We start from the raw sequence: 21643 nt of genomic DNA on the forward strand, positions 1-21643 counted from the left end.
TCCGACGAGCGATTCGCGGTTCAGCGCACGATGGCTACGGATTTGATCTGTGCCCACACGGCTGTATTTTCCCGCAGGTCCAGCAGGTGCATTGAGCGCCGGGTGATCCGGGCAATGATGCCGGACGCTTTCGCCGTCCCGCTGCGCGGTGGCCGCAGTCGCACCAGAACCATTGCGGGATCCGCATCCGCCGATATTTCCTGCACACACATCGGCAGTCGGTTGAGGATGCTGGAATCTTGATCCTCACTGCGGGTCAGGCTTACGTCCCGCGCCAGAATGCGAACGCGAATCCGGTCGCCGCACGCCTCGCCACTGTCCCGTAGCCACAGGGTGTCGGTGTCACCGCCAAACTGCACCTGCATCAAGTTCCACTCAGGATCGCGCGCCGTCACCACCGCTTCCAGTAATATGCCCAGATCGTCCCCCAGTTGTACCGGGAAATCGGTGCGCGACAGTAGTTCGGTGGCAGGTCCGGCGCGATGAATCCTGCCGTTTTCCATCAGCAGTACATGGTCGGCGAGCCGGGCGATTTCCTCTACCGCGTGGGTGACATACAGGATGGGAATATTCAGTGTGCGATGGAGCTGTTCCAGGTACGGCAGGATTTCCCGCTTGCGCATCTGGTCCAGGGCGGCCAACGGCTCATCCATCAGGAGTAGTTCGGGTTTGACCAGCAGTGCGCGGGCAATGGCGACCCGCTGCTGTTCACCCCCAGACAGCGCATGCGGTCGCTGCTCCAGCAGTGGTGCGATGCCCATCAGCGCCACGATTTTATCGTACTCATCGGCGGTCACCTTCTGTGCCGCCCGTTTGCGCGCAAACGCGAGATTCCCAGCGGCGGTGAGGTGGGGAAAAAGACTGGGCTGCTGAAATACATACCCCAATGGGCGCCGATGTACCGCCAGTGGCGTACGGTCGTCATCCGCTGTTTGCCAGTGGCGCCCATTTACCTGGAGGCTGGCGTGCTCGCAGGGTTGTAGGCCGGCAATGCAGCGGAGCAGGGTGGTTTTTCCAGACCCGGATGGCCCGAAAATACCGGTTACTCCGCGACCGGGTATTTCGAAATCCACGTCCAGCGTAAATGGTTCACCCTGCGCATCGCTGCGCAGCGGCAGCAGAAAGCGCCCCGCGATCTTCGGTTGCGTATTCTGGTTAGGGTCCATAGCGCCACCCGCTCGCCGCACGCCGACGCTGCAAGGTGTACAACGCCAGCAGAACCGAAAACGAAAAGATCAGCATGGCCGCAGACAGCCAGTGCGCCTGCGCATATTCCAGTGCTTCCACATGGTCATAAATCTGTACCGACACTACCCGGGTTTCACCGGGAATATTGCCGCCAATCATCAGGATTACCCCGAACTCACCCACCGTATGGGCAAAGCCGAGGACCGCAGCGGTCACAATGCCGGGTTTGGCGAGTGGCAGCGTGATATGCCAAAAGCGATCCCAGGGGCCAGCTCGGAGGGTCGCGGCCACCTCGGCATGTCGGCGGCCCTGCGCTTCGATGGCGTTCTGGATGGGCTGCACCACAAAAGGTAGTGAATAGAGTAGCGATGCGAAGACCAGCCCGGGAAAGGTGAACGGCAGCGTGCCGAGTCCGACAGACTCGGTCAATTTCCCCATGGGGCCTTCCGGACCCATAAAGATGAGCAGATAAAAGCCCAGCACGGTGGGCGGCAATATCAGCGGCAGCGTGACCAGGGCGCTTACCGGGCCGCGCCAGCGGGAGCGCGTATTTGCCAGCCAGTGGGCCAATGGGGTACCGAGTATCAGCAAAAGCAGGGTAACCGTCGCGGCCAGTTTCAGGGTCAGCCAGATGGCTGCAAGATCGGATTCACTCAGCATTCAGTGGTCCCCGGTCTATCGATGACGTCGCGGCTACCCGGTAGCCGTAACTTTCGATAATTCGCTGTGCCTCTGGCCCTTGCAGATAGGTCCAGAAGGCGTCCACTGCGGTGCGCTTGCCATCCTGGGTGGCCCGTTTCAGGATAATCGCATCCTGCTGAATGGGATGATGCAGCGTATCGGGTAACAGCCAACCGGAGCCATGGGTGATGGCCCCATCGCGGAATACTTGAGACAGGGCGATCATTCCCAGCTGCGCATTGCCGCTGGCGACATATTGATAGGTCTGTGCGATGTTTTCACCCACAACGCGTTTTGTGCTCGTCTCTTCTGCCAAACCCAGTGCGTCTATAACCTGCAAGGCCGCCGCGCCATACGGGGCGAGCCTGGGGTTGGCAATGGCCAGATGCCGGAATTTTCCGGCCTCGAGAGCCTGGCGCTCGCGGCCCGCGAGTTCGGCATCGGTAGTCCACAGCACCAGGCGTCCCAGGGCGTAGGTATAGCGACTGCTGGCATCGGCAGCGTCAGCGGCAACCAGAGCGCGCACTTTGTCCTGGTCTGCGGAAAAAAATGCGGCAAAGGGGGCACCGTGGCGAATCTGTGCAAAGAGCTTTCCTGAAGAGCCAAGGGCTACGCGCACCCGGTGATCGCTGCTTGCTTCAAATCCGCTGACAATCTCGCCCATGGGGGAGGAAAAGTTGGAGGCGACGGCGATGGTGATTTCGTCACTATGGGCAGCCGGGAGGGCCGCAACGAGGGTCACCCCGAGCAGCGCGCGGGCGATCCAGTGGTCCATCGCGCGGATCACTCTGTGCCATCCCTGTAGATACCGTCTCGGCACGGTTGCTCTCCTGGCCGGTGTTTTGGTGAAGTGTAAGAATGTAGCGCATTATACGACGAAAACCCGTGGTGCCTCCCCATGGCCATCCTTGACGAGTATTACCGATGACCGACAGTACGCCCGATATCCGTAGCAGTGCTGGCATTTTGCCTGAACCGGAACAGGCAGGAACCGCGCTTCAGGATGCGCGATTTCTTGCTGAACTGCGTCAGCAGATGCTGAAGTTTGCCCGTCTACAGCTGCGCGATGAGCACCTGGCGGAGGATGCGGTTCAGGAGGCATTGGCCGGTGCATTGAAAAATGCCGATTCGTTTCGCCGCCAGTCGGCGCTGCGCACCTGGGTGTTTTCCATCCTCAAATTCAAGATTACCGACATTCTCCGCTATCGGCAGAAAGTGATCGCCACCAGCGAACTGGGGGACGACGCCCAGCGGGAAGAGGCATTCTCGGAGGCACTGTTCAATCACGCTGGCCACTGGCACAAGGCCGAGCGCCCCAGCAGCTGGGCGGGGCCTCAGGGCGGGGTCCACAGCGATCACTTCTGGCGGGTGTTTGACGCCTGTCTGAATGGCCTACCGGAAAAGCAGGCAAGAGTATTTATGATGCGGGAATTTATCGAGCTGGAATCCGACGAGATCTGCGATCAGTTGTCGCTTTCCACTAGCAATCTGCACGTGATTCTGTATCGCGCGCGTTTGCGGCTGCGGGAATGTCTCGAGAATGGCTGGTTCGAACCGGCGGACAATCCGGGGGGGTCGTCATGATGAACTGTAAACAGGCAACGCGGCTGTTGTCGGAGCGTATGGAGCGGGAGCTCAGCCCGCGAGAGAAGTTCGGTCTCAGGGTGCACCTAATGATGTGCCGTGGCTGCCGCAATTTTGGCCGGCAGATGGGTACGCTGCGCGATCTGGCCAAGGCGTACGCGAAAAGCGATACCGGCCACCAACCTCCAGATCCGGTTGATGGCTCGGCCTCGCGGGGCGGCGAGAACGAAGACCGTTAGACCCCTGCGGCAGGCAGGGTGGAAGAAGCGGTATCGGTGGCTTTCGGCCCATACCAGAAGCGGTAGAAGTCTTCGGTGACCTTCTGTTCGATATCCGTGGCGTCTTCCCGGGGACAGAACAGGGTAATGGTCACGACATCGTGGCCCAGTTCACTGGTGGTGATCTTGATTTTGGGTTCGGTACCAGCGAGATCAACGCCCATACGGCTCTCGATCAGTTTGCAGTAGCGCTCTGCAACATCTTTAAATGACTCGCAGTGCTCCAGCACACGCTGGGTAATGAACGCCTTGATGGCAAAGGGATTTTCGCCCTTGTTTTCGCGCACGATGGAAAACGTGTGCTCAATATAGCGGCGCATAAAGTTGAGGTTCTTAACCGGCTGGGAAAAGAACACACTGTTCGGCACATAGAGCGTGGTGCCGGTATAGCCGTTACCAAGACCGTGCGGGTCGATTTCCAGCAGGGTGGTACTGAGCCAGTTATTGTCGATCACCTCACCGAACTGCTCACCGATTTTGACCCAGTCACCAATGGTGAAAGAGCGCATGCCGGCCTGGTAGATACCCCCAACCAGACACTGCACCACGTCGCGCAGAGCAATCACAATGGCCACGGAGAAAGCGGCAATCGACAGGGCGAAATTACGCAGCTCTGACACCCAGATCGCAAACAGCCCGATCACCATGATCAGGTTGCCAAAATTGTGCACCATGTGGACCCGGCGGCGGATATCCTGGCGCGGCCAGCTCGTTTTTCGGAACGCGTGGGTCAACAGGTAGCGGACCAAGATGACGCTGGCGATCAGCGCCAGGCTCCAGGCGAGTTGGCTGTCTAACAGCAGTTGGCGAAGGGTTTCGCTATTCATTGATGGCTCGGTAAAACGTTGGTCGGCACGGGTTGCTGCCAGCGCCACTCCAGCTGAACGGGTGGTTATCAGGTTGAGGATTCAAGTGTGGCGCGAGTGCATAGGGCGGGCGTCAGTACGGGCGGCAGTGTAGCCGATGCTTGGAAAAATCCGCAACGGTTCAGGCGCTATTGACGCTCCATCTCGTTCAGTTTGTCGGCCAGGCTAGCCATTAGCGTCGTGGCCGCGTTATCTGTCATGCGCTGTCCCTCTTCTATATATTCCCAGACGGTCGCATCACTCTTCCATCCCCCCTGTTTCTTGATCAGCTCGAAATCCACTTTTTCCCGTGCCGCGGAAGTAGACATGCCGCGGCGAAAGCTGTGGCTGCTCAGGCTGTCGGCAAAGTCGAAACCGCAGGCTGCTGCCAATCCCTTGAGAATGTGGTTGACCGCTCCGGGGTTGAGCGGTTTTTCCTGAACCCGATCCCAGCGCGTGACGGCGCGAAAGATCGGGCCCTCCTGGATCGCAGCGTGCTCGAGCCAGCGTCGTAGCGCGCGTAGCGGACAGATCTCAGCGGTGCCGTAGGGCAGGGCACGTGCCACTCCCTCACCGGTCTGATCCGTTTTTGACCGGGGTAAAAATACGATGAGCCCGTCTTCCTCCCATTTGAGGTCTTCGACCCGGATCGCAACCAGCTCGCTGCGCCGAAAGGCGCCGAAAAATGCCAGCAGAATCAGGGCCAGATCTCGCCGTTGCTTGTGGCTGTCCGGCTGACTGCGGATATAGCGGGTCAGCGCCGCAATATGTTCAAGTCGCAGGGCTTTGGCCTTCTGTTTCGGTTGCCCGTGGAGTCTGCGGATACCGCGCATGGTTTTCTGTACCAGAGGCTCGAGTGTGGGATTGTCCATACCCTGGTAGCGGTGCCACTGACCAATGGCGGTCAGATGCAGGTCCAGGGTGCGCGGGTTTACTGCTTCAGCCCGCTGCATCAGGTAGCGCACCAGTGTCTCGCTATTGGTGGGTAATCTTCCGCCCCATTTTTCAAACTGCCGGATGGCCGAGCGGTAGGCCCGCCGCGTGCTCTCAGACGTGGCGGCATTGAGGTATTCCCGTAGCTGTAATGGCGCCGCAACTACTCCCGCATCTGTTGGTGCGGCGGGTGCCGTCGTTGTCCGGGTGGTGTCGGGCGGGGACTTTGGGGGATGGTGCATTGGGTGTTGTTACCTGTGTAGCCGCCCGGTCTGTACCGGCGCGTGGAACCCGAATTCCGGATTCGGGAAATTAACCGATGATAAGTTTAATTAACGTCGGTTATAAATGTGCGATCAAATATTGCCTTACCACTCTTAAATAATGTAATAACACGTAATATGTATTACATTACGAAATAATCGCTAAATCGTAGGAGCACCACATGGCTCGTTCTGGAGTCGGGTATGTTGACGTCGCCAAAGCCGCAGAAGGGCTGAAGGCCCGCGGCGAAGAGCCCACAGTTGACAAGGTCCGCGCACAGCTCGGCACCGGCAGCAAAAGTACGATCGCGCCCCTGCTCAAGCGCTGGCGTACCGAAGTTCAGGGAGATCCGGTCGATACTGCTGGCTTGCCGCGAGAGCTGGTTGATGCGCTCAGAGATGTATATGAGCGCATTCAGGCGCAGGCGGAACTCGAGGTGCAGAAAGTTCGCGAAGAGTCGCAATCCAAGCAGGACAATCTTGAGCGGGAGCTGGCTCTGGCCCGGAGTGCGTTTTCCTCCCGCAATCAGGAGCTGGAGCAACTGGAGCAAAAGTTGCAGCAGTCGCAAGAGGAGGGGGGGCGTCTTACCCAGCGCCTGGCAACCGCACTATCGGATCTGGAGAAGAGTGAGTTCCAGCGGGGCGAGGGGATCAAGCGTGTGGCCGAGCTCAAGTCCACCGTCGAAGAAATGAAGTCGGAAAACCGCGATATCCGCGAGCACTTCGAGCATTTTCAGCAGCGCAGTGCGGGAGATCGACAGCAGGAGCGGGATCAGGCACGGCTGGTGGCGGACCAACTGCGCGGCCAGTTGGCGCAGCTGAGTGAGCAGTGCAGTGTGCGGGATCGCGAACTGGGAAATCTCCAGCAGCAGATTGAAGAACTGCGCGACCGTGGCCGTGAACTTGAGCGTGTAAACCAATCACTGGTTGGGGACCTAGAAGCGAGCCGGGTGGAAGCCGCGGAAAATGTGCGCCTTGTAACAGATCTCCAGCACCAGCTGGAGCGGAAACACAGCGAATGTGAGCAGGCTCAGTCGCAGCTGCGTGCGCAGGAGGTGCAGAATGCTGCCGCTGCGCGGGAGGCAGAATGGCAGCGGTCACTGGCTGGCAGGCTGGAAGAGGAGCTTGTCACCCTCCGTAAGACCGTGGAAGACCTGCGCGAAGAAAATCGTACTGTACTGCAGGAAAAGGCCGAGCTTCAGGGGCGCCTCAAACAGTTGGAGCGCTCGCAGCGCCCGGCAGATACCCGATAAATACCCGCAAAAGTAGAAGTATTCTCCGGAAACCATAAGGAAAACCCATGGAAGATTCTCGCGAGCACCAGCTCAGCATGAGCGTGCTGATGACCCCGGATATGGCCAATTTTACCGGCAAGATTCACGGTGGGGACCTGCTGTCCTATCTCGATAAAGTCGCTTATTCCTGTGCCAGCCGTTATGCCGGGCGCTACGTGGTCACCTTGTCGGTTGATCGGGTGGTGTTCCGGCAGGCGATCAATGTGGGGGAGTTGGTGACTTTTCTGGCGTCCGTCAACTATACCGGCAATACCTCACTGGAAGTGGGTATCAAGGTGATCACCGAAGATATCCGGACCCGCGTGGTACGCCATACCAATAGCTGTTATTTCACAATGGTGGCACTGGATGACAATGGAAAACCCGCGCCGGTACCACCACTCAAACCGAAGACCGTTGTCGAGAAGCAGCGTTTCGAGGCTGCGCTGTTGCGTCGCAAGCTACTTCACGAGCAGGAAGCGGCACACGATGCCATTAAGGAAAAGGTGCGTGGTTTTCAGTTTGAAAGCTGACTCGCTCAGTGCGCTCCTCAGTTCACCGCGTAACGCATTTCCTGCCCAGAGGGTAGGGCAGTGATATCGAGAAAGTAGGTCATATAAAAATGCATGGCTCTCGCAGCCTGCTGATCGGTGTCAAGCAGGGCGCTCAAAGGCGGGTGAAAGGTGATCAGGTGGGCCATTTCCAGATGGTAGTCCGCGCATTGGCTGGGCAACGCGTCGGCAAGCACGGTGGCGATTTGACGGGCAACCAGGGGCGCGCTGCCAAAGTCCGTCAACACGCGGGTCATGCGTCGGCAGAAGCGCTCTCGATGGGCCAGCTCCGGTGCGAAAAGTTCAATAGCGAAATAGATTTGTTGGCCGATGGACATAAAGCTCCCCCCGAGTAAAACGAGCGGCGCATCCTAGCGTTTACGTAGCCCGGAACCTATACGATGTGGGCCCTTTGGCATGAATCGGCTGCCAAAATTTGTAACCAACCGGTCATAGGATGCGCGCGACGCCAGGCCGGTCACTGCTGGCTGCGGTAGGGCGTCAAAAGCCCTGGCGACCGGTGGGCCAGGTGACGGGCCCGCCCTGCTGACAGGCTATTTTACGCCACGACCTTTACCGCTTTCCGCCCTTACCCGGTTTTCCGTCTGTACGTAGACCGTATCGGTTGTAGCCATGCTGGAATGGCCTAAATCTTCAGATAGATCCTTGAGCGCACGGCCGCGCTCAACTTCCATGCTGGCGCCGGTATGACGCAGCCAGTGGGTCGAGGCCTCACGGAGTTTGCGCGCGCTGTCTTCACCCTCGGCTTGGCGCATATCGTCGTAGGCGCGATCGAATACCTGCTGGACAATCCGTGCCAGTTGCCGTGCCGTCATGCCGCCCTGGCCGCGGATTTTTTCCACGATAGGGTGGTTTTCACCGGTGGCGGGCAGGGGGGGCAGTCCCCGGTAATGGCGGTAGCGTTTCAGGTAGGGAATAAAACTCGGGGGCACGGTAATATCCCGTAACTTGCGCCCTTTTCCGTAGATTTTCAGCCACCAGTTACCATCGGAATCCTGCCAGAAATGGCTCATCAGCGGCGACCAGGCGCGGCGCTCGGAAAGCTCGGATATCCGCAAAAACAGCGTCTTGAGCGCACAAATAATAAACAGGCTGCGTTCGTAGATAGGGTCTTCGTCCGCCATCGAATGGGCCACGTTGAATACATATTGCCACTGGGCCTCGGTCAAGCGTCGGATTTCCTTGACCTGGGCATCTTTAATAAAGTGCCGGCAATCGCCCTTGGCAATCTGCGCAGGATTGCCGTACAGGTATTCTTCATTCATCAGGTATTTGTAGAACGCGATGATACCGGTAAAGATACCGGTCAGGGTCTGCTGGGATGGACGATATTTCTTCTTATCCGGGGTTTCATCCTGGGCTGGCCGGTTTTTTGGAAGCTTCAGCCGAAACGGCGCCCAGGCTGGATTCTGCACATAGCGGCCGTTGATTAGCTGGAATTTCTCGTGATTTGCCAGACAGATCCAATCCAGTGGTGGCTGCCAGCAAAAATCCGCGTATTCCAGAATGTCGGCCTTGCGCAGACGATCCATGGGTTTCTGCTTGACCTGAAGCACCCACAGCAGGAAACGCTCGGTCTCATTGCGAAACCGTGTAAAGGTGTGTTCGGATTTGTTGCGGCCGATGTAGCTGAGAAATTCCTGGCCCCAGAGCCAGTGTTCCATCCACCAGGGCTCGCCGGAGATCAGGAAGTCTTTCAGTTCCGGGAAGTCGCCAAAGAAGGTTTTATCCGGACTGATGGGCTTGAAGCCTTTGATCGCGTCATAAGTTGGGTACAGCGCGACGGGTTTCGGTATCGCCATATCTGGAGCCTGAGCGTGGTTATTGTTGGTTTGCGGAGCCAAAAGCCCATTCTACCCGCCTCTACATATATTGTCGAACACTAAACAGTATTGGACATAACGAGGTGCCGCAATACAGCCTCTCTGACCTGGCAATCTGCAATTCGGTAAACACGCTGCGCACCCGTTCAAGGCACCTTGGGCCGGCTCGACAGTTCGCTGTATTGTCAGTGTCGGCTGTGTGGCATCATTTCGTAGCCATTCAGCTTGACCTGATAGATTACCCAGCAATATTGGCAAGCTGCCAGGTCAAGTCTGAACTGCTACCTGTAAGCTTTCTACAATTCAGCTACGCGGAATCAGGCAGGTTCAAAATCCGTGGTTATCGATTTTTCTGCCCAGGCATCCATCTCAGCTGCCCTGCTCTGCAAGCTTGCTCTGGACATCTCCAGCGCGTCAGATCCGGCAATAAGTCTGAGTGGTACTGAATTCGCGTGTCCAACTCCTACGATGAGTGCGCTCAACTTTTCCGGATCACCTGGTTGCGCATGGCTGTATTGATCGTATTGCGTTTGTTGAGTCTTGGTTGCAGACGCATAGTCGCCGATGTCAATGGTTCCATAGCGCACCGATGAGGCATCTAGAAAATCGGTTCGAAAAAATCCCGGTTCGACGATTGTTACCTTGATACCAAAGGCGTTGACCTCTAAAGCAAGGCTTTCAGAAAACCCCTCTACAGCAAACTTTGTAGCACAGTAAACGGATGCACCTTCAAACCCTACGGCGCCACCGATTGACGACAAGTTGATAATGTGACCACTTTTTTGCTTTCGCATTATCGGAAGCACCGCCCGAGTGACTTTCATCAGGCCCATCACATTTGTCTCGAACTGACGTTCGATATCTTCAGCGCGGATGGTTTCGAAGTGCCCAAGCTGGCCATAGCCAGCATTATTGACGAGTACATCAATTCCGCCGTAACGCTCGGTTGCTATTTCTACGGCTCGAATTGCCGCATCTTGATCGTTTACATCCAGATTCGCGAATGTGAGCTGACTGTGTTCCTCTCCAAACGCATTTATTAACCCATCAACACTTCTTCCTGTCGCGACCACGTTGTCGCCTACTGATAGTACTGATAGTACTGATTTAACGATACTTTTACCTATACCTCTGGACGCTCCGGTAATGACCCATGTTTTTGCCACTGTGACGCTCTCCTATGAACTTTGAAAACAAGTGCTTTTGAATGTCTATATTGACTTACTTCCATGTTCGTCCACATGGGCAATTGTTCGGGTTTCTTGTACTATCCTACATATGCGAACATGCAGATTGTTCAAAAAGTGGGCCCAGCTAGGACTTTTTAGTGTGAGATCACTAATCGATTTAAAAAATATCATGCTGAATCTGGCGCCTCGAGAAGGGATATTTACAACCTCACTGGCAAACCTTTCCGTTATTCGGAGTGATAGGCCTACGGTCCCTAATGCTCGCACAGATGGTGAGGCGGGCGAAAAACTACCGTACCCTTTATGACACTCTTGCATGGCTGGAGAAGCACTTTGCTGAATCAAGTTCCTGCCAGGACCTTGCCGGCAGAGCCAGCATGAGTCAGTCGAAATTTTACTCTCAGTTTAAGGCGCTGACCGGAACATCGCCAATGCGCTATCGAGCACGACTCAGGTTAATTGAGGCACGACGTTTAATGGTTGTCGATGGTTTCGATGCGGCGAGTGCGGGGTTCAAAGTCGGATATAATGAACCTTCTCAATTTAGCCGCGAGTATTCCAGCTACTTTGGCTTGCCACCTAGGCGTGATGTGGAACGACTCTTGAGCAGCGAAGGCGATGCTTCGGTTCTGCTTTCGGGGCGGTGACCCTTTCAGGTCGCAGCGGGCTTCTCATTCGAGCATGCCCGCCTCGCTACATTGTTGATGATGTTATATCGGTAGCGGATGCTTTTGGGAGGCAACCTATCGCCGCAGGATCCTCATTTGCAGAAAATGCACAATGGTAGCAATGACAATTCCAAAGCCTGAAATAAGCGATAATTTCAAGATGGAGGCCAGTCTCGGTTCGGTGTGCGCTGCGAAGAAAACAATAATCCCGAGCCAGTATGCAGGTACAAGATTTAACGGTGGTGCGGCTCTTAATGATAGAACCAGTGAGGCAACGATAAATACAACGGGCGCCAGCGAGTAAGCCCCCATAGTGGGCGTGATCTCCTTTAGCGCTAGCGCGGCGGCCAAACCAATGGCGATACCTAGTGTCAAGCAGATATAGCTTTGCGCCGCGCCTTTCAGGTTCATTGGGCCCGTCACGTACGCAACCCAACCGACAAACATGGCCCAAACCGGAAGCTCGTTTACTGCAGTGGTTACCGCTGCGAAAGCGGCAAATACCGCTGCGGCGAGTGTGGCACCGTTAAACCGAAGGTCAGTAAAATTCATAACATGTCCTCGTTAGATAATTCCGCCATTGGCGCGAATGACCTGGCCGTTAATCCAGCACTGCTCCTGCTTCGCCAGAAATGTGACAATTTTTGCAATATCTTCGGGCTTTCCTAGTCGCTCGAGCGGCGACATTTTTGCCAGTCTGTTGATCGTTTCTTCAGATTTACCTGATAGAAAGAGATCGGTTGCGGTGGGGCCAGGTGCAATTGCATTTACGGTAATATTTCGACCGCGCAGTTCTTTTGCCAGTATCCGAGTCAGTGTTTCAGTTGCTGCTTTTGTACTGGCGTAGATGCCGTAGGTTTCCAGGTTCAGGCCCACAACGCTGGTCGACAGGTTGATGATCTGGCCACCTTCAGCAATATTTCTTGTAGCCTCTCGCATCATATTGAAGGAGCCTTTGAGGTTGACGGAAACTTGGCTATCAAATTCGGCGTCGCTGCAGTCCGAGATTTTTGCGAGTTTCATGATTCCGGCATTATTTACGAGTACGTCCACCCGTTTGAAATGCTCAATGCTTTGCTCAAATATCCGTTTTACGGCTTGAGGGTCGGCGACATCCGCCTTGATGGGGATGGCGTCCACGTCACGCGCTTTGATGGCGCTTACTACTTCACTGGCCGCTGTGTCGTTTCCTGCGTAATTCACGACGATATTGAAGCGGTTCTCGGCCAGTCTTATGGCGATTTCGCGGCCGATTCCCCGTGATGCTCCGGTCACAATGGCTGTTTTTCTGATCGAGTTTTTCATTTTCCACCTCATGGGTACCAGGAGTGCACAGGCTAGCATGTTGCATATGTTGCAACCCGTATACAATTATGCAAAATGATGTTGCTCTGGGCGCAACACGTGGGTGTTTGATGAAACTTAGGCAGGCATACAACGACGAACGGGCGTTTATCCGCGTGGTGGAGCTGGGTTCGATCCGCGCAGCGGCAAAAGAACGGTCCGTCGAGCCATCCAGTATCTCCCGTAGGATCAACGCGCTCGAAAACCGCCTGGGTGTGAAGTTACTGGATCGGACAGGTGCTAGTTCGAAAATAACCGAAACGGGTATCTATTATTACAAAGCGATGGCCGGGCTGCTGGCTGAGATTGATGCTTTGGAAGCGGAAATTGCCGGTGAGGCTGACGAGCCCAAGGGCCTTCTAAAGGTAACGGCTTCGATTGATTTCGGGCAGACACTTGTGATGCCATGGATCATAGAGTTTCAAAAGCAATACCAAAAGGTTCAGGTTGAGCTGAACCTTTCCAGTGAATTTGAAGATCTTTCCATGGATAAGATCGACGTGGGGTTGAGAATTGGAGCGTTGAAAAACTCCGCACTTATTGCTCGACAGACTCGCGTCTGTCCCAAGGATACTTGTCGCGTCGAAAGATTATCTGAGTCGACATGCAGCGCCCAGTACACCCCAAGAGCTTGAGGGCCACGATTTCGTTTTCTTTCGTGAAAGAAACCGTAAGCGACCTCTTATTCTTACGGATAAAAATGGAGAGGAATACCGGATTCAATGTGACGGGAAAATTACCGTCAACGCCGTGAACTCGATTATCAGAGCTGTTCTTGCAGGCTATGGGTTGAATATGGGGCCCCGGTGGGCGTATCAGAAGTATATTGAAAGTGGTGAAATCATAGAGCTTCTGCCTCAATTGGATTTACCATCTCAGCCGCTCTACGCAATTTGGAAACCCTCTGTTGTACAGCCCGCAAAGGTGAAAGCATTCGTAGATTTCGTGGCTGAAAAAGCAAAAGACGTGGCAGGGCTCGGCCCTTAGGTTATGGCGTTCTTGCAATGACCTTGATCTCAAAATCAAAGCCCGCCAACCAGTTGACACCCACGGCAGTCCAGTTCGGGTATGGCTTTTCGCTGAAGACCTTCTCTTTCACCTCCATAATCGTCCCAAATTGATTCTCAGGGTCGGTATGGAAGGTGGTCACATCAACGATGTCACTCAGTTTACAACCCGCCGCCTTTAGTACCTGCTCCAGATTTTCAAAAGCAAGTTCAACCTGGCGTTTGAAGTCGGGTTCAGGCGTTCCATCTTCCAGGCTGCCGACCTGCCCCGATACAAACAGGAGGTCACCGGACTGAATGGCCGCCGAGTACCCATGTTCTTCATAAAGTGCATGCCGGTTTGCCGGGAATATCGCTTTGCGTTGCATCATTTTCTGTAAATCTCCAGTCAAATTATGAGGTTGCTGTATTTTTCAGGCTCTTTTCTCAAGGTTGCCGCGTGTTTCCGTATGCGTTGTGGTCAAATACGAGCCGTATGAATGGTGGATCTCACATACGCAGCGTATGTAAGATATTTCACATACGCTGCGTATGTCAATATCCTGAGATCGCGAGAAGTTGTTTGTGGGTTGGAGTGGAATGAACAAACGCGCAGAAAAAATGGCAGAGAACCGGGCAAAGCTCATCAAGGCCGCCAGAGCGGCTTTCACTGAAAAAGGATATGCCGCGGCGTCCATGGATGACTTGACCTCTGCAGTGGGTTTGACCCGTGGTGCCCTGTATCATAATTTCGGCGATAAACGGGGCTTATTCGCTGCAGTTGTCGACCAGATAGACTCTGAAATGGCGCTATTTGCGAAGAGGAAAGGCGCCGAAACCGGTGACGATTGGCTCGGTTTGCTCGCGGAAGGAGCGGCTTATATCGAGCTTGCGTTAAACCCGGATGTTCAGCGCATCGTGCTACTGGACGGCCCTGCGGTACTTGGGGATCCCTCTCAATGGCCCAGCCAAAATAGCTGTCTTCAGGCCACCAAAGAGATGCTCTCCAAGCTCATTTCTCAGAAGGTAGTGAAAAGCGTCGACGTCGAACCGGCCGCCCGTCTTTTGAATGGCGCGGCGCTGAACGCTGCCCTCTGGGTTGCTGCGAGCGATCAGCCGGAGGAAGCGCTTCCGCTCGCGGTAGACGCATTCCACGCATTGGCTTCTGGACTTCACAATTCCACCAGCGGGTAACCACTAAGCCAAGCTTGCATTGCGAGAGACTTCCTTGACGCGCGTGGCCTCAAGCCTAGTATTAGTTGGCGGCAGTAAGGTGATAATGTAACATCGCGCTTTTGCGTAGCCTGAAGCGTTTTTATGTACTCGAAGCACCTGCTCGCCAAGCCGTTCGCCACTCCTTTTGCGTTGTCACCACTTGTTGCTGTACTTGGCCTGAGCGTCCACGTAGCGGCACAGGCTACCGTATCCGCGCCGACGACATCGTCAATCGAGGAAATCACGGTTACCGGGCACCGACAGCCGTATCGTGGCGATGTACCATTAAAATCGCTGCCGCAATCCACGCAGGTGCTGTCGGAAGATTTACTGAATCAGCACCAGATCACGGACCTCCAATCCGCACTGGATTTGTCTGCGAGTATTTCTCGCCAGAACGACCTGGGTGGTATTCAGGATACCTTCGCCATTCGGGGCTTTGCCGGTGATGAAACCATGCCCGGTGGCTACCTGGTCAATGGTTTCAGCGCCGGGCGCGGATACAGTGGACGTTGCGATATTTCCAATGTTGAGCGAATTGAGATCATGAAAGGCCCCGGGTCTGCGCTGTACGGGCGTGGGGAGCCCGGCGGTACCATCAATCTGGTTACCAAGAAGCCCCAGTTTGAAACTGAGGGCTATCTGCAGGCTTCCGCCGGCAACTTCGGCAGCCGCCGCCTTGAGGGTGATTACACCGGGGCTCTGTCCGAGAATATTGCGTTCCGGATCAATGGTGCCTTTAAGGATGCCGATGGATACCGCAATACCAACCCCCGCAAGTATGCCCTGACCCCTTCCCTCCTGTTCAGCCTGTCGGATGCGACGTCACTGACATATGAAATGGAGGCAATCAAGCAGCAGGCGCTGTTTGATCGCGGCATCATCGTGGTTGATGGGGTTCCGGAAGTGCCTGTAACCCAGTTTCTCGGCGACCCGGAAAACGGCGCTACTGAAATTGAGGCGCTCGGCCATCAGCTGGTTCTGCAGCACACCCTGGACAGCGGCTGGCACCTTTCTGCAGCGCTCGGTTATCGGGATTCGACTCAGAAAGGGCTGTCTGCGGACGCCGAGCTCTCTGACGGCCGGCAGCTGATTTACACCGACGGCACCACATTGAGTCGTCAGCGCCGTTCACGGGATTACGCCGCGGAAGATCTTTCCGGACGCTTTGAATTGAGCGGAACCTTCGATACCGGGCCGTTCACTCACCACCTGCTGGTGGGAGCCGATGCCTACGAATTCGAACTGGATTTCAATCTCGGCCGCTGGCGCGTGGATTGGGGCTCCATGGACGACAGTTACGCAGTCAACATCTTTGATCCCGTGTACGATGGCATTCGCCCGGACCCGGCAGCACAAATCAATCAACTGCAGATTCAGCGCACCCAGGGTGTTTACCTGCAGGACCAGATTGATCTTTCCGAACAGTGGAAGATGTTACTGGGTGTACGTCTCGACGATTTTGAACAGCGCATTGATGATCGCTTGAGCGGACTGCGTAGCACTATGTCGCAAACTGCCACCAGCCCGCGTGTCGGCCTGGTGTACGAGGCAACATCCCAGTTGTCGCTTTATGTGAGCTACGCGGAAGGCTTCCGCCCTAACACTGGTTCTGACTTCTACGGTGCTGCCTTTGAACCAGAGGAAAGTAGATCCTACGAAACCGGCATAAAACTCGAGACCGACGACGGTCGGACCAGCGGTACCCTTGCCCTATTCCAGGCGGAGAAATCCAATGTGCTCACCGTGGATCCGGCGAACCCCGGTTTTTCGACCGCACTGGGACAGGCAGAAAGTCGCGGTGTGGAGCTGGATATTGCCACCCAGATCGCGGAAGACCTGAACCTGGTGCTGTCTTACGCATACGTCGATGCAATGACCAGTACCGATATGGTGAATATTGATTGGGGTGTGGAAATTCCGGCCGGGAGTCCGCTGCTGAATATCCCGGAGCATACCGGCAGCCTGTCGCTCACCCGGGATTTTGAATTCCGTGGCGCACCGGCATCGGCAGCGCTGGGTATTCGCTATGTGGACGAGCGCCTGGGGGAAACCGTCGATCCCGACTATATTTTGCCTGCCTATACGCTGGCCAATGTATCTGCCACTTACGCACCAACCAGCAAGGTCACACTGCTGGCGGATATCGATAACCTGTTTGATAAGCGCTATTACGCGAATTCTTACCACAAGCTGTGGACCATGCCGGGTGCACCGCGCACCTATAATGTAGGCGTTCGATACAGCTTTTAGACCATATTGATGATCGATTGTAGATGATCGATAGGCGCTTCACGGAGTAGATTTCATGGCTACTGATGCTACACCTTTAAACTCTGCCGGGCCTCTTCCGCAGTCCCCGGGTACCGCAGTGAAGCGCCGAATCGCGTCCATTGATATCATGCGCGGTCTGGTGATTGTACTGATGCTGATCGACCATGTGCGAGAGCGCTTTTACCTGCATATGCAGGTGTCCGATCCGATGGACGTGAACAGTACCGATCCTGCCCTGTTCTTTACCCGGCTTTCCGCACATATCTGTGCGCCGACCTTTGTGTTTCTCACCGGGCTTTCCGCCTGGCTCTACGCGCACCCCAGTAGCGGCAACCAGCGATCGGCGAGTGGTTTTCTATTCAAGCGCGGCCTGTTTCTGGTGTTGCTGGAAGTCACACTGGTGAATTTTTCCTGGGCGGGCAGCTTCGGAACTTTCTGGTTACAGGTGATCTGGGTTATCGGCCTGAGCATGATTGCACTTTCCGTGCTGGTCATGTTGCCACGCTGGTTGGTAGGCGCCATCGGCTTCGCCATTGTGTTCGGCCACAACCTGCTGACACCAATTACCTTTCAGCCGAGGGAATTTGGTTACAGCCTCTGGACCATCCTCCATGACCGTGGTTTTTTGCTGGATACCGAAGCGCTGCGTATCAAAATCAGCTACCCGCTATTGCCGTGGATCGGTGTCATCGCCCTGGGGTATTTTGCCGGTCCTCTATATGGGCGTGCGGTGGATGCGATCACCCGTCGTAAAACCCTGATCGGATTGGGCCTTGGTTGCCTGGCATTGCTGCTGCTATTGCGCGGATTCAATATCTACGGCGAAACCCTGCCTTGGGAAGCCGGTGCAACGGCGATGCAAACGGTCATGTCGTTTTTGAATTTCACCAAGTATCCGCCATCTCTGGATTTTCTGCTGTTGACGCTGGGCATCGCCTTCCTGTTACTGGCCTGGTTTGAACCGCGTAAAAACGCCGTGCTGGATTCCCTGGAAGTGTTCGGGTCGGCGCCGATGTTCTTTTATCTGCTGCATCTTTATGTGCTGCTGATTCTCTATCAGATTGTCATTGCCCTGTTTGGGCCGAATCATGGAGACCTGTTCGGGGTCGATCATATCGGGTGGGTCTGGTTAATTTCTGCGGTGCTCGTCATCGTGCTGTACTTCCCGACTCGGGCTTTCTCTCGCTTCAAGCACAGCACCGATTTATGGTGGGTTAAATATTTCTGAGCGGAATACTATCCTCCGTTCAAAATTCATTAGCCCTTTTATTAGCAGTATCTTCAGGGATAGAAGTACATCTGCGAGGTCGATACATAGCCGTATCACCGACATCGACAGACGCCGGCTTCACTCCAAATAATAAGTAAGTGATTTAGCGTATGGTGACTAACATTAAGCAGCGGCTTTGGATCGTAATTGCTGTAGCTCTTATGCTGGGTGCGACTACTTTCTGGTGGTGGAGTGGGCGCCCGGTTTCGATATACAAAACTGAAGCCCTGGCCATTGGGGATATCGAGTCGGTGGTTGCCGCTATTGGGACGGCGGAACCATATAATTCCGTTGATGTTGGCGTACAGGTTTCCGGGCAAATTACACGAATTCATGTGCAGCCCGGGGATACGGTAAAGCAGGGGCAGCTGCTCGCCGAGATCGATGCCAGGGTATTGACCGCGGTAGTGGAGGCCGGACGTGCCGAATTGGCAATGCTCAAGGCCCAGCTCCAGGAGCGGCTAGCAGAAGTAACGCTGGCGGAACAAAAACAGCAGCGTCAGATAAAACTGTTTGGTACGGAAGCCACATCACAGGAGCAGCTACAAACGGCTGAAGCGAATCTTGCAATCGCACGTGCTCGGGTCAAACAGTTACAAGCCAGTATTCAACAGACGCAATCGCAGCTGAGGGCCGATGAGGCGCGGCTCAGTTACAGCCGCATTTATGCGCCCATGGCCGGCACCGTACTCACCATTGCGGTCAAACAGGGGCAAACGCTGAATGCGGCTTACCAGACGCCTACCCTACTCCAGATCGCCGATCTGGCCACCATGCGCATTCGGGCTTATGTGTCTGAGGCGGACATTCATCGTATTCGCTTCGGTATGCCCGTCCGCTTCAATACGCTCGGCAATAGCGGGCGCGTCTGGGAAAGCCAGGTTGAACAGATACTGCCAATGCCCCCAAAAGCGGATACAGATGGCTCTCAGCTGCAAGCAGTGACGTATGCGGTGCTGTTCAATGTAGACAACAGCGATGGTGCCTTGCTGCCAGGTATGACTGCCGAGGCAGACTTTGTCGTGACCGCTGCCCCGGAAGTGCTGGTGGCTCCACTTGCGGCATTGATGCCTGAATCCGCTGAGAGTGGCACCTATCTCGCGAAAATACTATTACCAGACGGCCAGACCGAACAGCGAAAAGTCACCGTGGGACGCCGCGACCGTCTGCATGCGGAGGTCATAAATGGATTGGAGGCTGGGGAGCTTTTGATCGTAGGGTCACAACAGTATCAGCGCCGCAGGGACAGTTGGTAATGCCACTCATCTCACTCCGAGATATTCGCAAACACTACGGCGGCTATGGCGAGGCGCCGAAGGTAGAGGTATTACGCGGTATTGATCTGGACATTGATCGTGGCGAATTTGTTTCGATTGTCGGCGCCTCAGGATCCGGAAAATCGACCCTGATGCATATCATCGGGTGCCTCGACACGCCCACTTCCGGCGAGTACCTCTTTGAGCACGAGGATGTAGCCTCCCTCAGTCGTGACCAGCTCGCAAGGTTACGCAGTAAGGTGTTTGGCTTTGTATTCCAGGCCTATCACCTGATTCCCACCGAAAGTGCGCGCGAAAACGTCGAGGTCCCCGCAATCTACGCTGGCATCGATGAGGTTACTCGCCAGGCACGGGCTATACAGCTACTCTCTGGTCTGGGGCTGGGCGAGCGCCTTGATCATCGCCCTTCACAGCTCTCCGGCGGCCAGCAGCAACGTGTGTCGATTGCACGCGCACTCATCAACGGTGGAACAGTAATTCTCGCCGATGAACCTACCGGGGCGCTGGACCGGGAAAGCGGCGACCAGGTGATGACATTGCTAAGGGGCTTTGCGGCAGAAGGTCACACCGTAGTCCTGATTACTCATGATCAACAGGTAGCCGCCAGTGCCGACCGAATCATCGAGATCCAGGATGGGCGGATTGTGCGGGATATGCGCAATCCGCGGATGAAGCATGTACAAGATGCCGCGGTCGCAAGGACAGATACCGGATATGAAACCTCTCTTGGCAGCACGCCAATACATCCACCCGGTAGAGCGTTGGGGAGGTTGCTACCCGGTGTGACGGATGCCTGTCGGGCGGCGTGGCGCGTCTTGAACACCAATCGCGCCCGCACTTTGCTCACGCTGCTAGGCATAATTATTGGCGTCGCATCGGTTGTGACAATGCTCGCAGTCGGCGAAGGCGCCAAGCGCGAAGTCATGTCCCGGTTGAATGCCATGGGCTCGAACCTGCTGCAGATTGGCTCTTCGCGCCCTAAATCCGGTGGCCCTCGTGGGGTTATCACTGAAGAAGATATAGAAGCCATCGCGAAAATACCGGAAGTACGCCGGGTTATGCCAATATTGCGCGACGACGCACTGGTTCGGTTTGGGTCGTTCAGTCGCAATTTTGAAGTTCTTGCACCTACCGAGGTTATGCCTGAGGTGAACCGCTGGCCCGTACTACATGGGCGCTTTTTCACACGGGAGGAAAACCGCAATGTGGCGCCCGTGGTTGTTCTCGGCTATCGCGCCTACCAGTACTACTTCCCCGACGCTGGCAATCCCTTGGGACATCAGATTCTGATCAAGGATGCACCGTATGAAATTATTGGTGTGATGAGTGAGAAGGCCTCCGAATCCGGACATATCAATCACGACGAGCGCCTATACGTGCCCCGTCGTACCGGTATGGTGAGAGTATTCCCCGATCAGCGAGATGAAAGTTATCTCGTAGTGGAAGTAGTCAACAGTGAGCAGCTTTACAGGGCGCAAGAAAATATTGAAACCCTTCTACTGGCACGCCATGGCCGTGCGGATTTCTGGTTGAATAATGCCGCTGCAAGGCAGCAAACCGAGCTCGAGGCCCGTAATAGTCTGACCATGATGCTGGCGCTCATCGCGGCCATTTCATTATTGGTAGGCGGTATTGGTGTAATGAATGTAATGCTGATGACCGTACGCGAGCGGGTCCGGGAAATCGGTATACGCCTGGCGAGTGGTGCCAGGCAGCGGGATATCCATCGGCAGTTCATTGTTGAAGCAACGCTGGTATCCCTGGTGGGGGGGGGCACTGGCATTCTCTTGAGCGTGGTTGTTATTGCTGCACTGGCGTTGCTAGAGGTCCCGGTGGCACCCTCGCTCAATGCTTTGTTGGGTGCTGTTGCCTGTGCAGTGATTACCGGTGTTGTATTTGGCCTAATGCCTGCCCGACAAGCGGCCAGACTTCACCCTGTTGCTGCACTGAATCGCGAATAGCCGCAACCATCGACTGG

The 21643-nt window shown here is 55.3% G+C and carries 23 protein-coding genes; 12 read left to right on the forward strand and 11 right to left on the reverse strand.

Annotated elements, in window-relative coordinates:
* Positions 1 to 20: 20 nt before the first annotated feature.
* The 3 genes from modC to modA are packed head-to-tail and all read right to left on the reverse strand — an operon-like array spanning position 21 to position 2689.
* Positions 21 to 1166, reverse strand: coding sequence for a molybdenum ABC transporter ATP-binding protein (gene modC / locus LRR79_RS11315; RefSeq protein WP_231757310.1), 1146 nt, complete (start codon positions 1164 to 1166; stop codon positions 21 to 23).
* Positions 1156 to 1848 carry a molybdate ABC transporter permease subunit gene (gene modB, locus LRR79_RS11320; RefSeq protein WP_231757311.1) on the reverse strand — a complete coding sequence of 231 codons (693 nt, stop codon included), beginning with the start codon at positions 1846 to 1848 and terminating at the stop codon, positions 1156 to 1158. Before modB ends, modC begins: the two co-directional genes overlap by 11 nt.
* Positions 1838 to 2689, reverse strand: coding sequence for a molybdate ABC transporter substrate-binding protein (modA, locus tag LRR79_RS11325; protein WP_231757312.1), 852 nt, complete (start codon positions 2687 to 2689; stop codon positions 1838 to 1840). Before modA ends, modB begins: the two co-directional genes overlap by 11 nt.
* A 104-nt stretch (positions 2690 to 2793) precedes the next feature.
* Here modA and LRR79_RS11330 point away from each other — a divergent pair, with 104 nt between their 5' ends.
* Both LRR79_RS11330 and LRR79_RS11335 read left to right on the forward strand, forming a co-directional pair.
* Positions 2794 to 3453: an RNA polymerase factor sigma-70 gene (locus LRR79_RS11330; protein WP_231757313.1), complete on the forward strand. Its 660-nt coding sequence runs from the start codon at positions 2794 to 2796 to the stop codon at positions 3451 to 3453.
* On the forward strand, positions 3450 to 3692 hold the full coding sequence (locus LRR79_RS11335; RefSeq protein ID WP_231757314.1) for a zf-HC2 domain-containing protein: 243 nt from the start codon (positions 3450 to 3452) through the stop codon (positions 3690 to 3692). Before LRR79_RS11330 ends, LRR79_RS11335 begins: the two co-directional genes overlap by 4 nt.
* Here the strand turns inward: LRR79_RS11335 and LRR79_RS11340 are convergent.
* Complete coding sequence (locus LRR79_RS11340) at positions 3689 to 4558, reverse strand: mechanosensitive ion channel family protein (protein ID WP_231757315.1); 870 nt, start codon at positions 4556 to 4558, stop codon at positions 3689 to 3691. The genes LRR79_RS11335 and LRR79_RS11340 overlap by 4 nt on opposite strands.
* A gap of 167 nt (positions 4559 to 4725) precedes the next feature.
* Positions 4726 to 5751, reverse strand: a complete 1026-nt coding sequence (locus LRR79_RS11345; protein WP_231757316.1) for a site-specific integrase — start codon at positions 5749 to 5751, stop codon at positions 4726 to 4728.
* A gap of 203 nt (positions 5752 to 5954) precedes the next feature.
* Between LRR79_RS11345 and LRR79_RS11350 the strand changes: the two genes are divergently transcribed.
* On the forward strand, positions 5955 to 7025 hold the full coding sequence (locus LRR79_RS11350) for a DNA-binding protein (RefSeq protein WP_231757317.1): 1071 nt from the start codon (positions 5955 to 5957) through the stop codon (positions 7023 to 7025).
* Positions 7026 to 7072: 47 nt separating this feature from the next.
* Positions 7073 to 7579 carry an acyl-CoA thioesterase gene (locus tag LRR79_RS11355; protein ID WP_231757318.1) on the forward strand — a complete coding sequence of 169 codons (507 nt, stop codon included), beginning with the start codon at positions 7073 to 7075 and terminating at the stop codon, positions 7577 to 7579.
* Positions 7580 to 7596: 17 nt separating this feature from the next.
* Here LRR79_RS11355 and LRR79_RS11360 read toward each other — a convergent pair whose 3' ends face one another.
* The 3 genes from LRR79_RS11360 to LRR79_RS11370 all read right to left on the reverse strand — a co-directional run bounded on the left by LRR79_RS11360 (position 7597) and on the right by LRR79_RS11370 (position 10607).
* Positions 7597 to 7935 (reverse strand): hypothetical protein, encoded by a 339-nt coding sequence (locus LRR79_RS11360; protein ID WP_231757319.1) that lies wholly within the window; start codon positions 7933 to 7935, stop codon positions 7597 to 7599.
* Positions 7936 to 8151: 216 nt separating this feature from the next.
* Positions 8152 to 9420 (reverse strand): tyrosine-type recombinase/integrase, encoded by a 1269-nt coding sequence (locus LRR79_RS11365; protein WP_231757320.1) that lies wholly within the window; start codon positions 9418 to 9420, stop codon positions 8152 to 8154.
* Positions 9421 to 9758: 338 nt separating this feature from the next.
* Positions 9759 to 10607: an SDR family NAD(P)-dependent oxidoreductase gene (locus tag LRR79_RS11370; RefSeq protein ID WP_231757321.1), complete on the reverse strand. Its 849-nt coding sequence runs from the start codon at positions 10605 to 10607 to the stop codon at positions 9759 to 9761.
* A gap of 281 nt (positions 10608 to 10888) precedes the next feature.
* On the opposite strand from LRR79_RS11370, the gene LRR79_RS11375 reads away from it, so the two are divergent.
* The gene (locus LRR79_RS11375; RefSeq protein WP_231757322.1) at positions 10889 to 11278 is read left to right on the forward strand and encodes a helix-turn-helix domain-containing protein; all 390 of its coding nucleotides are present in this window, start codon (positions 10889 to 10891) and stop codon (positions 11276 to 11278) included.
* A gap of 96 nt (positions 11279 to 11374) precedes the next feature.
* Here LRR79_RS11375 and LRR79_RS11380 read toward each other — a convergent pair whose 3' ends face one another.
* Together LRR79_RS11380 and LRR79_RS11385 are read right to left on the reverse strand one after the other, a co-directional pair.
* Positions 11375 to 11851, reverse strand: coding sequence for a DUF1097 domain-containing protein (locus LRR79_RS11380; RefSeq protein WP_231757323.1), 477 nt, complete (start codon positions 11849 to 11851; stop codon positions 11375 to 11377).
* Positions 11852 to 11863: 12 nt separating this feature from the next.
* Complete coding sequence (locus LRR79_RS11385) at positions 11864 to 12604, reverse strand: SDR family oxidoreductase (RefSeq protein ID WP_231757324.1); 741 nt, start codon at positions 12602 to 12604, stop codon at positions 11864 to 11866.
* Positions 12605 to 12714: 110 nt separating this feature from the next.
* On the opposite strand from LRR79_RS11385, the gene LRR79_RS11390 reads away from it, so the two are divergent.
* Both LRR79_RS11390 and LRR79_RS17385 read left to right on the forward strand, forming a co-directional pair.
* Complete coding sequence (locus LRR79_RS11390) at positions 12715 to 13278, forward strand: LysR family transcriptional regulator (protein ID WP_231757325.1); 564 nt, start codon at positions 12715 to 12717, stop codon at positions 13276 to 13278.
* Positions 13184 to 13630 carry a LysR substrate-binding domain-containing protein gene (locus LRR79_RS17385; RefSeq protein ID WP_407665208.1) on the forward strand — a complete coding sequence of 149 codons (447 nt, stop codon included), beginning with the start codon at positions 13184 to 13186 and terminating at the stop codon, positions 13628 to 13630. Before LRR79_RS11390 ends, LRR79_RS17385 begins: the two co-directional genes overlap by 95 nt.
* 1 nt (position 13631) lies before the next feature.
* On the opposite strand, the gene LRR79_RS11395 is transcribed toward LRR79_RS17385, so the two are convergent.
* A complete protein-coding gene (locus tag LRR79_RS11395) occupies positions 13632 to 14021 on the reverse strand; it encodes a RidA family protein (RefSeq protein ID WP_231757326.1) in 390 nt (129 codons plus the stop codon).
* Between the two features lie 208 nt (positions 14022 to 14229).
* On the opposite strand from LRR79_RS11395, the gene LRR79_RS11400 reads away from it, so the two are divergent.
* From LRR79_RS11400 to LRR79_RS11420, 5 genes are all read left to right on the forward strand, one after another.
* Positions 14230 to 14823 (forward strand): TetR/AcrR family transcriptional regulator, encoded by a 594-nt coding sequence (locus tag LRR79_RS11400; protein WP_231757327.1) that lies wholly within the window; start codon positions 14230 to 14232, stop codon positions 14821 to 14823.
* 123 nt (positions 14824 to 14946) lie between these two features.
* Complete coding sequence (locus LRR79_RS11405) at positions 14947 to 17097, forward strand: TonB-dependent siderophore receptor (protein ID WP_231757328.1); 2151 nt, start codon at positions 14947 to 14949, stop codon at positions 17095 to 17097.
* Between the two features lie 118 nt (positions 17098 to 17215).
* Positions 17216 to 18346, forward strand: coding sequence for a DUF1624 domain-containing protein (locus tag LRR79_RS11410; protein WP_231757329.1), 1131 nt, complete (start codon positions 17216 to 17218; stop codon positions 18344 to 18346).
* Between the two features lie 152 nt (positions 18347 to 18498).
* Complete coding sequence (locus LRR79_RS11415) at positions 18499 to 19644, forward strand: efflux RND transporter periplasmic adaptor subunit (protein WP_231757330.1); 1146 nt, start codon at positions 18499 to 18501, stop codon at positions 19642 to 19644.
* On the forward strand, positions 19644 to 21626 hold the full coding sequence (locus tag LRR79_RS11420; RefSeq protein WP_231757331.1) for an ABC transporter permease: 1983 nt from the start codon (positions 19644 to 19646) through the stop codon (positions 21624 to 21626). The genes LRR79_RS11415 and LRR79_RS11420 overlap by 1 nt, the downstream gene beginning before the upstream one ends.
* Positions 21627 to 21643: the final 17 nt, after the last annotated feature.

This window comes from Microbulbifer elongatus (assembly GCF_021165935.1).
Taxonomy (GTDB): domain Bacteria; phylum Pseudomonadota; class Gammaproteobacteria; order Pseudomonadales; family Cellvibrionaceae; genus Microbulbifer; species Microbulbifer elongatus.

What these genes read in the sequence shown, in the direction of transcription:
- modC (WP_231757310.1), bottom strand. Translation starts at nt 1,166, where the DNA reads ATGGACCCTAACCAGAATACGCAACCGAAGATCGCGGGGCGCTTTCTG.
- modB (WP_231757311.1), bottom strand. Translation starts at nt 1,848, where the DNA reads ATGCTGAGTGAATCCGATCTTGCAGCCATCTGGCTGACCCTGAAACTG.
- LRR79_RS11330 (WP_231757313.1), top strand. Translation starts at nt 2,794, where the DNA reads ATGACCGACAGTACGCCCGATATCCGTAGCAGTGCTGGCATTTTGCCT.
- LRR79_RS11335 (WP_231757314.1), top strand. Translation starts at nt 3,450, where the DNA reads ATGATGAACTGTAAACAGGCAACGCGGCTGTTGTCGGAGCGTATGGAG.
- LRR79_RS11340 (WP_231757315.1), bottom strand. Translation starts at nt 4,558, where the DNA reads ATGAATAGCGAAACCCTTCGCCAACTGCTGTTAGACAGCCAACTCGCC.
- LRR79_RS11345 (WP_231757316.1), bottom strand. Translation starts at nt 5,751, where the DNA reads ATGCACCATCCCCCAAAGTCCCCGCCCGACACCACCCGGACAACGACG.
- LRR79_RS11350 (WP_231757317.1), top strand. Translation starts at nt 5,955, where the DNA reads ATGGCTCGTTCTGGAGTCGGGTATGTTGACGTCGCCAAAGCCGCAGAA.
- LRR79_RS11355 (WP_231757318.1), top strand. Translation starts at nt 7,073, where the DNA reads ATGGAAGATTCTCGCGAGCACCAGCTCAGCATGAGCGTGCTGATGACC.
- LRR79_RS11360 (WP_231757319.1), bottom strand. Translation starts at nt 7,935, where the DNA reads ATGTCCATCGGCCAACAAATCTATTTCGCTATTGAACTTTTCGCACCG.
- LRR79_RS11365 (WP_231757320.1), bottom strand. Translation starts at nt 9,420, where the DNA reads ATGGCGATACCGAAACCCGTCGCGCTGTACCCAACTTATGACGCGATC.
- LRR79_RS11375 (WP_231757322.1), top strand. Translation starts at nt 10,889, where the DNA reads ATGCTCGCACAGATGGTGAGGCGGGCGAAAAACTACCGTACCCTTTAT.
- LRR79_RS11380 (WP_231757323.1), bottom strand. Translation starts at nt 11,851, where the DNA reads ATGAATTTTACTGACCTTCGGTTTAACGGTGCCACACTCGCCGCAGCG.
- LRR79_RS11385 (WP_231757324.1), bottom strand. Translation starts at nt 12,604, where the DNA reads ATGAAAAACTCGATCAGAAAAACAGCCATTGTGACCGGAGCATCACGG.
- LRR79_RS11390 (WP_231757325.1), top strand. Translation starts at nt 12,715, where the DNA reads ATGAAACTTAGGCAGGCATACAACGACGAACGGGCGTTTATCCGCGTG.
- LRR79_RS11395 (WP_231757326.1), bottom strand. Translation starts at nt 14,021, where the DNA reads ATGATGCAACGCAAAGCGATATTCCCGGCAAACCGGCATGCACTTTAT.
- LRR79_RS11400 (WP_231757327.1), top strand. Translation starts at nt 14,230, where the DNA reads ATGAACAAACGCGCAGAAAAAATGGCAGAGAACCGGGCAAAGCTCATC.
- LRR79_RS11405 (WP_231757328.1), top strand. Translation starts at nt 14,947, where the DNA reads ATGTACTCGAAGCACCTGCTCGCCAAGCCGTTCGCCACTCCTTTTGCG.
- LRR79_RS11415 (WP_231757330.1), top strand. Translation starts at nt 18,499, where the DNA reads ATGGTGACTAACATTAAGCAGCGGCTTTGGATCGTAATTGCTGTAGCT.
- LRR79_RS11420 (WP_231757331.1), top strand. Translation starts at nt 19,644, where the DNA reads ATGCCACTCATCTCACTCCGAGATATTCGCAAACACTACGGCGGCTAT.